The organism is Pseudomonas sp. RIT-PI-S, assembly GCF_025642975.1.
Classification (GTDB): Bacteria; Pseudomonadota; Gammaproteobacteria; order Pseudomonadales; family Pseudomonadaceae; genus Aquipseudomonas.
Map to the genome: position 1 here is coordinate 171,249 of NZ_JANZKJ010000005.1, position 12,872 is coordinate 184,120.

Genomic DNA, 12,872 nt, shown 5'->3' on the forward strand with positions numbered 1-12,872 from the left:
CCGGATTCCCCTGGCGAGGCATCTGAACATGGCCGGCTTCGAACCCCATTGGCAACGCAACCTATGGGTTTGCGTGTTCGGTTCATTCACCAACATCGTAGCCATGACCCTGCTACTGCCTTTCCTGCCCCTGTACGTGGAGCATCTGAGGGTCAACGAACCTGCCGCCATCGTCCAGTGGTCGGGCGCTGCCTATGCGGCGACTTTTTTGTCCGCCGCGCTGACCGCACCGCTATGGGGCCGCCTGGGGGATCGCTATGGGCGCAAGTTGATGCTCATCCGCGCCAGCCTGGGCATGGCCGTGGCCATGGCGCTGATCGGCCTGGCGCAAACGCCCTGGCAGCTGGTAGCGCTGCGGCTGCTGGCCGGGCTGCTGGGCGGCTATACCTCGGGTTCGACCATCCTGGTAGCCACCCAAGCGCCCAAGGCGCGCTCGGGCTGGGCGCTCGGGGTGCTCTCCTCGGGCATCATGGCGGGTAACCTCGCCGGCCCACTGCTGGGCGGCGCGCTGCCGCCACTGGTGGGCATCCGCAATACCTTCTTTCTCTGTGGGGCGGTGATCTTCGTGGCCTTCCTGGCGACTGCCCTGCTGATCAAGGAAACGCCCCGCCCGCGAAACGCCGCCGGCCATGCCACGGACAGCCCGCCACTGGTGCTCGGCCGGCAGGTGGTGGTGATGCTGGTCACCGCCGGCGCACTGATGTTCGCCACCATGTCCATCGAGCCGATCATCACCGTGTATTTTCAGCAGTTGCAGGTCAGCGAGGTCACCTGGATGGCCGGGTTGGCGATGTCAGCGACTGCGCTGGGCAGCATCGTGTCTGCTTCGCGGCTGGGTAAGCTGGCCGATCGGGTTGGGCCTTGGACGGTACTCAGCGGCTGCCTCGGTGTGGCGGCGCTGTTGTTGATCCCCCAGGCCGTGGTGACCAACGGCTGGCAGCTGGTGTTGCTGCGCCTGGCCATGGGCCTGGCGCTGGGCGGGCTGCTGCCGTGCATTGCTAGCATCATCCGTCACGCCGTGGCGGACCGGGTCGCCGGTCGCGTGCTGGGTTATTCGACCTCCTGCCAATATGCAGGCCAGGTGCTTGGGCCACTGGCTGGCGGATACATGGGCGGCCATTACGGCATGCCCTCGGTGTTCTGGATGACCTGCCTGCTGCTGGCGGCCCTGGCAGCTTTCACCTGGCGCTGCCGGCCCTGCTCAACTGCCGAGGTGCTCGAGCACCCATAGCGCGTCGGGGACCGCGGCACCGGCGGCGGTGTTGTCGAAGATGCACCACGTGGGCACGGCCGCGGCGGCCAGGCGAGCTGCCAGGGCTTGCAGTACGGGTTCTGCATAAGCCGAGTAATAGATTTTCGGCGAGCCATGCAAGCGCACATAGGCGACCCCTTCCCAGCCTTGGGGCGCCGCTTCCCCTAGCGGGGCCGGGTCTGCCTCGACCCAGCCAATGCGCTGCGCCTGCAGCAGTTCGCGCGCCTGTAGCCAACTGGGATGACGCGGCTCCAACACCACCGGCCCGGAATAGCGCTGGCGCAACGCGGCAAAGAACGCGCAGGCAGTCGGCGGGTCGTAGGCCAAGGACGGGGGCAACTGCACCAGCAGGCAGCCAAGGCGGTCGCCCAAGGCCATGCATTGGTCCAGAAACTCAGCCAGGGCTGGCTCGCACGCGTTGAGCCGGGCGTCGTGGGTGATCTGGCGCGGGACCTTGACCGAAAAGCGAAAACCCGGTGGCACCGCCGCTGCCCAACGCGCGTAGGTACTGGCGCGGTGCGGGCGGTAGAAGGAGCTGTTGATCTCCACTGCATTGAAGCGGCTGGCGTAGCGTTCGAGGTGGCTGCCATCCGGCTGGAACCGCGGCCACTGCTCGCGCGGCAGGCTCCAGCCGGCGCAGCCCAGGTAGAGCGAAGAAAAGAGATTGACCGTCATGCAGGTGGGACCGGCTCGCTGACGCAGCGTTCCGTCGGCACCCGTTGTGGCTGGCCAGCGCGGCCTTTAGAATGCTCCGCCGTTCACCTTCTGGAACCGTCTATGCGCCTCGGCCTGCTGCTCGCCCTCGCCTGCTTCGCCCCCTGCGCGCTGGCCGATGCCTATAAGTGCATCGGTGACGATGGCCGGGTGAGCTATAGCTTCGTGCCCTGCCCGGTGGCCAAGGGCGATACGGAATGGGCGCGCAAGGTCCAGCAGGCTCAGTGGGTCAGCGTGAACCCCGAAGACGCCAAGCCTGATGTGATCAACAAGCGGGCGACCGACATCCTGCGCGCCAGCTACCGCACCAAGGTGCACTACACCGTGCACTACCTGCCGGGCGTGGTGGTGCCGCCGCCGAAAAAACACCTGCCCAGGCCAAAGCCCATGCGCTGCCTCCAGCAAAGCGGGCAAACCCAGTGCGACGGGCTTGCCCGCCCCTGATCAGCCCACCACGGCCGCGCGCGCGGTATGCCGGCGCAGTAGCAGCATCGACAGCGCGGCGACCAGGCACAGCGCACCGGCTATGAAGAACGCCGGCAGATAACTGGCCAACAGCGTGCGTGAAAGCCCTGCCCCATAGGCCGCGCTGGCGGCGCCCAGTTGATGGGCAGCGAAGATCCAGCCGAACACTAGCCCTGCCCGTTCCTTGCCAAAGCGCTCGGCCACCAGCTTGACCGTAGGCGGCACCGTGGCGATCCAGTCCAGGCCATAGAACACCGCGAACACGGACAGGCCGTAGAAGCTGAAGCCGGTATTCGGCAGCAAGAGCAACGAGAGCCCGCGCAGGCCGTAGTACCAGAACAGCAGCCAGCGGTTGTCGTAGCGGTCCGACAGCCAGCCGGAGCCGACCGTGCCGATGAAATCGAAGATACCCATCAACGCCAGCACGCTGGCCGCGCCCACGGCGGGCAGGCCGAAGTCCGCGCACAGGCTGATGAAGTGGGTCTGGATCAGCCCATTGGTGCTCGCCCCGCATATGAAGAAGCTCAGCGCCAGCACCCAGAAGGTCGCATCCCCGCTGGCGTCGTGCAGGGCCACCAGGGGCGAGCGTAAATGCGTCAGGAAGTTGGCCGAGGGAACCTTCGGCGCCACCGCGTCTTCGCCATACGCAGGCAAGCCCAGGTCCGCCGGGCGATCGCGCATGAGCAGCAAGGCCACGAACGAAGTCGCCAGCAACAGTAGGCAAACGAACAACAACGCAGTGCGCCAGCCGTAGCGGGTGGTCAGCTGCGCCATCAGCGGCAAGAACACCAGTTGCCCGGTGGCCGAACTGGCAGACAGCAGCCCTAGCACCAGGCCTCGACGGTGGCTGAACCAGCGGGTAGCGACTGTGGCCGCCAGCACCATGGCGACCATGCCGGTGCCGATGCCCACCACCACGCCCCAGAACAGCAGCAGTTGCCAGAGCTCGGTCATCATCCGCGAACCCAGATACCCCGCGGCGATCAGCCCCATGGCAGTGACTACCACCGGGCGCAGCCCGAAGTGGTTGATCAAGGCCGCGGCGAAAGGGCCAAGCAGGCCGAACAGCACCAGGCGCAGCGCCAGCGCCATGGAGATCTGCGAAGTGCTCCAGCCGAATTCTTCCTGCAGCGGAACGATCAATACCCCAGGGGCGCCCATCGCCGCGGCGGCGACCAGCATCACCAAGAACGTGGCGGCGACCACGACCCAACCGTAATGCACATTGCGCCGGGCAAGAGCCGCCGCCAGCGTGCCAGAAACCATCGACGCCTCCCGTTTCCAGGTCTTATATGATGGCCGTCATAATCCGCACAGGAAGGTTGGTTGTCAAATTTGGAAACACATGGGGTGCAATGGTGGAGATTAGCAGGCTACCGCCAGTGCCAACACACCGGCCCCGCGCAGGAACGGGCAAGCCCGCGAACCCGATCCTGCGCGGGTTCGCGGGCTGGCGCGAGGGCCAACGATTAGAGGCGGAAACTGCCCACCAATTGCTTCAACCGGCCCGCTTGCTGCTCCAGGTCCGTGCAAGCGCGCAAGGTCGCCTGAAGGTTTTCCACGCCTTCCTGGTTGAGCGTGTTGATTTCGCTGATGTCCACGTTGATGGCCTCCACCACCGCGGTCTGCTCCTCGGTGGCGGTGGCGACCGACTGGTTCATGCCGTCGATTTCACCAATGCGCTGGGTCACGCTGCCCAGGCGCTCACCGGCCTGGTTGGCAATGCTTACGTTCTGGTCACTTTCACGCTGGCTTTCGTTCATGATGGCCACCGCTTCGCGGGCGCCCACCTGCAGCTCCTCGATCATGCCCTGTACCTGCTGGGCCGATTCCTGGGTACGGTGCGCCAGGTTACGAACTTCGTCGGCCACCACGGCGAAGCCGCGGCCCGCTTCGCCCGCCCGGGCGGCTTCGATAGCGGCGTTGAGCGCCAGCAGGTTGGTTTGCTGGGAGATGCCGGTGATCACCTCGAGGATCTGCCCGATATTGGCGGTCTTGAGGTTCAGTTGTTCGATCTTCTCGCAGGCCCCGCTGATCTTCGTGCCCAGGCGGTTCATCGCTTCGATGCTCTGCTGCACCACCGCCTGGCCGTTGGCCGCGAGGTTGCTGGCGTCGCTCGAATGGCCAGAGGCCAACGCGGCGTTCTGAGCGATCTCTTGCGCCGCGGCGCCCAACTCGTTGATTGCCGCCGCCACGCTGTTGGTCCGGCTGGCCTGCTGGTCGGAGTTGAGCATCGAGGAGTTCGAAGCGCTCACTACCCGCAGGGCGACTTCATTGAGTTGCACGGTCGAGGACGACACTTCCCGCATGGAGTCGTGAATACGCTGCACGAAGCGGTTGAAGGCGTTGCCCAGGTGGCCGAACTCGTCCTGGTTCTGCACGTCGAGGCGGCGGGTCAGATCGCCTTCGCCGGCGGCGATATCCTGCATGGCGCGGCCCATCACGTTGAGCGGGCGCATCAGCACGGCGATCAGCATGCCCAGGAGGGTGATGATCACCACCACCGCTACCGTGGTCGCCACGACCGCGGAGGTCCGGAACTCGCTCAAGGTGGCGTAGGCTTTTTCCTTGTCTACGGCCAGGCCGATGGACCAGTTCACCGAGGGCAGGCCATCGACATGGGCGAAGGTCAGCACTTCAGTGCGGCCGTTACGCTCGCTCTCGCTGATATCGCGGCCCAGGCGCGGGGTGCCTTGAGGGTAGGCATCTTTAAGGGTTTTGTTGACCAGGGCCTTGTCCGGGTGCACCAGGATCTGGCCGTTGCCGTCCACCAGGAAGGCGTAGCCGTTGCCGTGGAAGTCGAGCGAGTTGATGGTCTTGACCAGGGTGTCCAGGGTCATGTCACCCCCGACCACACCCGCCGTCTGGCCGTTCGCACCCTTGAGTGGGGTGGCGATGGTGATGATCAGGGATTTGGTCACGGCGTCGGTGTAGGGTTCGGTCAGGGTCGTTTTGCCCGCCTCCACCGCGCCCTTGTACCAAGGCCGGGTGCGCGCGTCGTAGCCAGCCGGCATGTCATCCGGCGGCTGCATCACGAAGGCACCGTTGGCACGGCCCACATACACGTTCATGAAGGTGGCCAGGAGGGTCTTCTGCTTCATCCATTGGCTGGCAGCGTCGTCATCCGGCACCGTGGCGAGGCCCTCGGCCATGCCTTCGATCAACAGGATGCGCCCAGACAACCAGTTCTTGACGTTGTCCGCGGCGCTTTCGCCGGTTTCGGCCAGGTAGCTGTCGAGCTGCGACTCGATAGCGTGCCGTTGCAAATAGTCGTTGTAGAGCGAGAACAGGCTGAATGCGAGCACGACCACAAGCGAGGCGGCGAGCAGGATCTTATGGCTGAACTTGAGGTTTTTGGTCATGACGAGCGCTATCCAGAGAAGGCTTTGTAGCTCTTCTATCGGCCTGGCGGCGCGCTTGTTAAGGGTGGCCCTGAAAAAATGTATTCAGCTCGTCGGAACTTTTTCGCGCGGCGACCCTGGGCCGGTTATCGCCTTGCCCGGGCGCACGGCAACCGCCGCCGCCTGACCGTCGCGCTGCTTGCCGTGACGGGCCTGCACCACCAGCCGGGGAATCAGGTCGCCTTCGGGCAACAGCTTCCAGAAGCGCGCTGGCATATGCCCCTGCATGATCGCAGGGTTCACCCGCGCCGGGTTGAAGGTGTGGGCGTAGTAAGCGCGCCACAGTGCATGGGTGGCATCGCCCTGCCCTTGGGCCAACTCCCGCCAGGCCGGTGGGCACGGCCGCTGGTAGTGCAGTTCGCTGCCGTCGAAATACACCCCGTCCCGTGGCGTGGCGATCAACCAGCGCTGGCGGCCCATGCGGCCGACGAAGTGCTCCGCGGCGCGCTCGAGAATATCGTGAGCCGGCTCATGCCAGGCAACGAACGCCGGGCCTTCGTCGGCCCCGGGCCGCTCCACGAAGCGCAAAAAGGCGTGCAGGTGGTGGGCCTCACGGCTGACCTGCTTGATCCGCCGGTGCAGTTCGCTGCCGGCCACATCGCCAGCGAGCATGGCGGTACGGTCGCCATGGGTCACGCGCCAGAGCACTTCATAGAGCAAACTCCAGCGCTGGTCGCCCAGGTATTGCGCGGCCGCTTCCAGCAGCGCCGGCAACGCCTGGGGAATACGCGACTGGAAGGGCCCGGGTTCGGGCGGCAGCCCATGGGGCGCACTGAACAGGTCCACCTCGCGCTCGCCGTTCCAGCTCACCTCGCACGGGTCTACCTGGTGGCTGAGCAGCCAGCGCGCCTGTTGCCGCCACTGGCTGAACTGCCCCTGGCACTCCAGGCAGATCATCCCCACAGCCCTAACTGCTGCGGCTGCGGCCGCTCGACCATGGCCAGGCGCAGCGCCTGGCTGCTGCTGTCGGCCAGCGGCGGGTGGTAATCGGCGGTCACCACGAACGGCCGGGCCTTGGCCAGCACACAGCGCAAGCGCGCCAGGTCGGCGTAGCGAATGCGCCGCTGGCGGCGCAACTCGACGATTCGTTTGGTGGTACGCAGGCCGATGCCCGGCACCCGGGCGATCATCGCGGGCTCGGCACGGTTGAGGTCCAGCGGGAACACCTCGCGGTGCTCCAGGGCCCAGGCCAGCTTCGGGTCGATGTCCAGCGCCAGGTTGCCGGGCCCGCCGAGCAATTCGCGAGCCTGGTAGCCATACCCTCGCAGGAGGAAATCTGCCTGGTACAGGCGATGCTCGCGCAGCAACGGCGGCGGCGCCAGGGGCACGCTACCGGGGCTGTCGGGGATTGGGCTAAAGGCTGAGTAATAGACCCTGCGCAGGCGGAAGTCGCCATAGAGGGCTTCAGCGCTGCGCAAGATGGTGCTGTCGTCGGTAGCGTCGGCGCCGATGATCATCTGCGTGCTCTGCCCCGCCGGGGTGAACGCCGGCGCCTTCGCCTCGCCCGCGACCGCCTGCTGGCCGTGGTGGATGGTCCCCATGGCCTGGTGAATGGTCGCCAGCTGCTTCTCCGGCGCGAGGAGCCGCAAGCTTTCGCCGGTGGGCAGCTCCACATTGACGCTGAGGCGGTCGGCATAACGGCCGGCCTGCTCGATCAAGGCAGGGTCCGCGTCGGGAATCGTCTTCAGGTGGATATAGCCCCGGAACTCGTGGTCTTCGCGCAGGCTGCGCGCCACCGCTACCAGTTGCTCCATGGTGTAGTCGGCCGAACGGATGATGCCGGAGCTGAGGAACAGCCCGCTGACGTAATTGCGCCGGTAAAAATCCAGCGTCAGGCTCACCACTTCCTCGGGGTTGAAGCGCGCGCGCGGTACGTTGCTGGAGCGGCGGTTGACGCAGTATTGGCAGTCGTAGAGGCAGAAGTTGGTCAGCAGTACCTTGAGCAGGGATACACAGCGGCCGTCCGGTGTATAGCTGTGGCAGATGCCCATGCCGTTGGTGGACCCCAACCCGCCCTTGCCTTGCGAGCTGCGCTTGGGCGCGCCGCTGCTGGCGCAGGAGGCGTCGTACTTGGCGGCGTCGGCAAGAATGCTCAACTTATCGATCAACTGCATGAGGGCTGCCCGCTTACTGTTTGCATGTACAGTAACTGGTTAAATGTACAACCTCAAGCGCCCTTGGTCGCAGCGTTTCCCCGCCCGCAGAAAAACAAAAACCCGCCGAAGCGGGTTTTTTTCAGTGCCATTCCAGCGTCCTGCCGGTAGCCGTCCGGGCCATGGCGATCATCCTTGATCCCTGAAGCACTCCCTGCGCTTCAGTTGATAGGTTCAGAATACGCGCCCCGCTACGGTTGGGCGAGAGCCAATCGCTGCGCTGTGGTGTAAGACATTGGCTATAGCGCCAGCTCGCTCTGGCTGACAGCTCAGGTTTGCTGCAACGGCGCGTCGGGCAGGTTGCGGGCATACCAAGGTCGTTGATCGGCCTGCTCCAGTGCGTTGCCCAAGCTACCGCGGGGCTCGATGGCAATGCGCAAGGCAATCTTCATCAGCTCCAGGTCGTTATCCACCGCATTGCCCATCCAGATGCCCGGGCCGTTGGCGCAGGCATGGCTGACTGGCCCCATCCAAGGATCGTCCTGCTCTACCCACCGCCCCTTGCTGAACCAGCGCACGCCACGTATCTCGGTGTCCTGCACTTCGCCAGGATGGAACAGCTGGTGCGCTGCTCGCCAGTCGTCGATGCGGGCGTCGATCCAGCCATGAAACCCCCAGAACAACGGATGCACGTGGGATGAGAACGGGTCGGCGAGGAAGTCGTTGCCCGCCGCGAACCAGGCCTCGGAAAAATCCGTGGGCTGCCGCGCCATGGGGATCGGCCGGCCGTCACCCGGGCCTCGCGCCACGCTTGCCCAGCACATGTGCAGCCAGTCGTGCAGGCTCAGTTCCAGCTCTGAACCGAATTGCCCCAGGGTCATCCGTGCGAGGTAGTCCGGGTCACGGTAGCGCGACTCCCACACCTGGAAATTCCCATCGTAGGTGTCGCGGCTTTTGATCGTCGCCATGCCTTTGCTGTAGCTCTCATCGCCGGGGGCCAGCCAGGTGGGCGGGATGGAGCGGCCGTCACGGTTTTCGAAATAGTGCAAAAAGGCAACCCGATCGGTTTCAACCGCGGGCCGCGGCAGCGGGAAAAACTGCCAGGGCTCGGGTGCGCCCAGCTTGGCCGCTTCGCCGAGCATGTAGCGATGCATATAAAGGAAGTCGATGCCCGAGCCATTGCGGTCCTTGTAGCGGCCGCGCGAATCGCGCTCCTGCCCCTGCGGCCCCGGTTGCCACCCCAGGCCGCGCAGCGCCTGGCGGCGATCGTCACTGACCAAGTGCCATTTGTCGCGCACCGTGTGCCAGAGTTGATGGGCCAGGCGATGTTGGGGTGTGGCCAGCCATTGCACGAACGCGGGCTGCAACGGCACCCGATCACGTGCTTCGGGAAAGGCCATCTTGCGCGCGGTCACCGGCGCGGTGGTCTTGCTGCCGTCGGCGTGCAGCTCGGTGACGTTGCCGCTGAGCAGGTCGTTGTCCGCCACGCCCACCCCGCCCCACAGGTCGGTCAGCGACATCTTCAGACAATACGTGGCAGCCCCGGCCCGCGAACCGGCCGCCATCAGCCGCCAGCGGACCTGCGCCGCCGTTGCGCCGACCAGGTCGCCGATCACCTGAAAGCGCGGGGTCTCGCCACTGGCCAGGCGGTCGTAGGTGTCCACGTAGCCGCGCAACCCGCGGCCGCGCTCGCCCGCGTCGAGCAACAGGGTGGTGCCCTGCAGGGCTGCCACGCCGGGCGCCTCGATCTGCCACACGCCGCGCAGCAAATCGGCCAGGCGCTGGGTCGACAGGTCCGCCAGCTCTACATGGGCTTCGCTCGGTGTGCCGCCCTCGGCCCACCATTTTTTGAATCGCCTCGCCCCTTCGTACCCCAGCGGAATCATCGCACCGCCTAAAGCAGCCCCGCCGAGTATCGTGCGCCGTGTAATTCGCATCGCTTGGTATCCCTGCTAAACGCTGTCGAATACATCCTTACAAATCAACCAGTTACCTAAGCATCCAGCAAAAAAGCAGGAAAACAGCCAGTCGATTGACATGAACCCTAGCAGATTCGGGCTGTCTGGTGGGAGGTTTGCGCGAGGCGGGAAGATGAAATTTCATCTTCGGGAATGGGCTCCAACCCCTGTATCCAGGGCGTTACAGAGAATATTTTTCACTTTTGGGGCACCTTTCTGAAAACTTCCCCCGTTGCGCTCTGTCACAGGGTCAGGGCGCGCCAAGCACCTCGCATTTTTCTCAACGACAAAACATTGACACTCAGGATTGACAGCGGACCCCTTCTCGGTGCCCGCCGCTCAGCGATGGATGAAGGAGCTAGCGATGATCTTCAACGTAAAAGACTACGGCGCCGTAGGTGATGGCGTAACCGACGACACCGCCGCCATTCAGGCCGCGGTCGACGCAGCGGCAGCTGCCGGTGGCGGCCAGGTGTATGTTCCGTCGGGGACCTATATCGTTTCCGGCGGCGAAGAAGCCTCAGACGGCTGCATCATGTTGAAGAGCAACGTGTACATGTACGGCGACGGCATGGGTGAAACCACGCTCAAGCTCGCCGACGGCTCCAACCAGGAAATCACCGGCATCGTGCGTTCGGCCTATGGTGAAGAGACCCACGACTTCGGCCTGAGCAACCTGACCATCGACGGCAACCGCGACAACACCACCGGCAAGGTCGATGGTTGGTTCAACGGTTATATCCCAGGTGCCGAGGGGCAGGATTCGAACGTCACCCTCGACGGCGTGGAGATCCTCAACTGCTCCGGCTACGGTTTCGACCCGCACGAGCAGACCGTGAACATGGTCATCGAAAACTGCGTGTCGCATGGCAATGGCCTGGACGGCTTCGTGGCCGACTACCTGATCGACAGCACCTTCATCAATAACGTGGCCTACGACAACGACCGCCACGGCTTCAATATCGTTACCAGCACCAACAGCTTCAGCCTGGTGGACAACGTTGCCTACGGCAACTCCGGTGGCGGCATCGTGGTGCAGCGCGGCAGCGAAGACATCCCCTCGCCTACCGATATCACCATCACCGGCGGCGCGGTGTACGACAACGCAGCCGAAGGCATCCTGATCAAGATGTCCAATGACGTCACCATCAGCGGCGTGGACATCCACAACAACGGCAGCGCAGGCATTCGCCTGTACGGCTCTTCCGATGTGACGGTGGTGGACAACACCCTGACCGCCAACGGCCAGAGCAACCCGGTGCCGGAAATCATCATCCAGTCCTATGACGACAGCACTGGCGTGTCCGGCGACTTCTATGCCGGCAGTGGCAACGTGATTGAAAGCAACACCATCACCGGCGGCAGCAACTCCACCTACGGCGTGGCCGAGCGCAACGAAGACGGCACCGACGGCAACGTGGTAGTGGGCAACACCATCACCGGCACCACCAAGGGCAGCACCCTGCTCTATGGCGACGGCAGCTATGCCAGCCCGCAAATTCCGCTGCAACAGATCGACGGCACCGCGGGCAACGACACGATCACCGGCACCGCCCTGGCGGACCTGATCCTCGGCGGCGACGGCAAGGACACCATCAATGGTGGCGGCGGTAACGACGTGATCGTCGGTGGCGCCGCCGCCGACAAGCTCAGCGGCGGCGACGGCGCGGACACTTTCCGCTTCGACGCAATCACTGACAGCTACCGCTCCAGCACCACGTCCTACACAGACCTGATCAGCGACTTCAATACCAGCCAGGACAAACTGGACCTCGCCGCCCTGGGCTTCAAAGGGCTGGGCGACGGCACCAGCGGCACGCTGACCATCGTCTACAACAGCACCACCGACCGCACCTACATCAAGAGCCTCGACGCAGACGCCTCCGGCAACCGCTTCGAACTGGCACTGGCCGGTAACCTGGTGTCGAGCCTGAGCGCGAGCAACTTCATCTTCAAGTACGAGCTCACGGGCACCGACCAGGCCGACACCCTGACCGGCACCTCGGCCAACGAAACCCTCTACGGCTTCGGCGGCGCGGACACCATCAACGGCGGTGCCGGCAACGACATCATCTACGGTGGCGCTGGCGCGGATAACCTCACCGGCGGCCTGGGCTCGGACACCTTCGTGTATACCGCGGTGAGCGACAGCTTCCGCAACTACAACACCGGAGGCACCGACCAGGGCGACGAAATCCTCGACTTCGACGTGTCCACCGACAAGATCGACCTGTCCGCGCTGGGCATCACCGGGCTGGGCAGTGGCTACGACGATACCGTGCAGATCGTGCTCAACAGCGCTGGCACCCGCACCTACATCAAGAGCCGGGACGTGGATGCCAACGGCAATCGCTTCGAAGTGTCCATCGAAGGCAACCACGTCAGCGACCTCACCTCCGCCAACTTCGTATTCGCGACCGCGGTGGTCGGCACTACACTGCATGGCACCACGGGCAACGACGTGCTCACCGGGACCACGGGCAACGACATCCTGATCGGCGGCGCCGGCCTGGATAAGCTCACCGGCGGGGCGGGCGCGGACACCTTCCGCTTCGAAGCCTTGACCGACAGCTATCGCACCGCCAGCACCAGCTCGGACGACCTGATCCTGGACTTCAACGCCAGCGAGGACAAGATCGACGTCTCTGCCCTGGGCTTCACCGCGCTGGGCGATGGCCACGCCAACACCCTGTCGCTGGTGTACAACGCCAGCACCGACCGCACCTACATCAAAGACCTGGACGCCGACGCCAACGGCAACCGCTTCGAAGTAGCGCTGTCGGGCAACCACACCACCGACCTGACCGCGGCCAACTTCGTGTTCGCCAGCACCACCCCGGCCAGCACCACGACCACCGATACCAGCACCGCCACCACCAGCACCGCGGCCACTGAAGTGGTGATCCTGGGCACCACCACCGATACCGAACACCACACCACCACGGCCTAAGGCCAGGCCCCGCCTTCACTGGCGGGGCTCCTCTTCCAG

8 protein-coding genes and 1 pseudogene are annotated in these 12,872 nt (G+C 64.7%); 3 read left to right on the top strand and 6 right to left on the bottom strand.

Annotation, left to right across the window (positions count from 1 at the left end; translation table 11 throughout):
- Positions 1-28 precede the first annotated feature (28 nt).
- The gene (locus tag OGL93_RS09905) at positions 29-1,231 is read left to right on the top strand and encodes an MFS transporter (RefSeq protein WP_263262462.1); all 1,203 of its coding nucleotides are present in this window, start codon (positions 29-31) and stop codon (positions 1,229-1,231) included.
- Here OGL93_RS09905 and OGL93_RS09910 read toward each other — a convergent pair.
- A complete protein-coding gene (locus OGL93_RS09910) occupies positions 1,202-1,927 on the bottom strand; it encodes a DUF72 domain-containing protein (RefSeq protein WP_263262463.1) in 726 nt (241 codons plus the stop codon). The two genes, OGL93_RS09905 and OGL93_RS09910, sit on opposite strands and share 30 nt — an antisense overlap.
- A gap of 102 nt (positions 1,928-2,029) precedes the next feature.
- Here OGL93_RS09910 and OGL93_RS09915 point away from each other — a divergent pair, with 102 nt between their 5' ends.
- Positions 2,030-2,410: a DUF4124 domain-containing protein gene (locus OGL93_RS09915; protein WP_263262464.1), complete on the top strand. Its 381-nt coding sequence runs from the start codon at positions 2,030-2,032 to the stop codon at positions 2,408-2,410.
- Here the strand turns inward: OGL93_RS09915 and OGL93_RS09920 are convergent, their stop codons facing one another.
- From OGL93_RS09920 to OGL93_RS09940, 5 genes are all read right to left on the bottom strand, one after another.
- Positions 2,411-3,697 carry an MFS transporter gene (locus OGL93_RS09920; RefSeq protein WP_263262465.1) on the bottom strand — a complete coding sequence of 429 codons (1,287 nt, stop codon included), beginning with the start codon at positions 3,695-3,697 and terminating at the stop codon, positions 2,411-2,413.
- 203 nt (positions 3,698-3,900) lie between these two features.
- Positions 3,901-5,793, bottom strand: a complete 1,893-nt coding sequence (locus OGL93_RS09925) for a methyl-accepting chemotaxis protein (RefSeq protein WP_263262466.1) — start codon at positions 5,791-5,793, stop codon at positions 3,901-3,903.
- An 84-nt stretch (positions 5,794-5,877) separates the two neighbouring features.
- Positions 5,878-6,729, bottom strand: a complete 852-nt coding sequence (locus OGL93_RS09930) for a TIGR03915 family putative DNA repair protein (RefSeq protein WP_263262467.1) — start codon at positions 6,727-6,729, stop codon at positions 5,878-5,880.
- Positions 6,726-7,946 carry a putative DNA modification/repair radical SAM protein gene (locus tag OGL93_RS09935; RefSeq protein ID WP_263262468.1) on the bottom strand — a complete coding sequence of 407 codons (1,221 nt, stop codon included), beginning with the start codon at positions 7,944-7,946 and terminating at the stop codon, positions 6,726-6,728. Before OGL93_RS09935 ends, OGL93_RS09930 begins: the two co-directional genes overlap by 4 nt.
- Before the next feature lie 308 nt (positions 7,947-8,254).
- Positions 8,255-9,862, bottom strand: a complete 1,608-nt coding sequence (locus tag OGL93_RS09940) for a PvdJ/PvdD/PvdP-like protein (protein WP_263262469.1) — start codon at positions 9,860-9,862, stop codon at positions 8,255-8,257.
- 385 nt (positions 9,863-10,247) lie between these two features.
- Here OGL93_RS09940 and OGL93_RS09945 point away from each other — a divergent pair.
- Positions 10,248-12,707: pseudogene (locus OGL93_RS09945) on the top strand (glycosyl hydrolase family 28-related protein); the annotation flags it as partial.
- Positions 12,708-12,872: the final 165 nt, after the last annotated feature.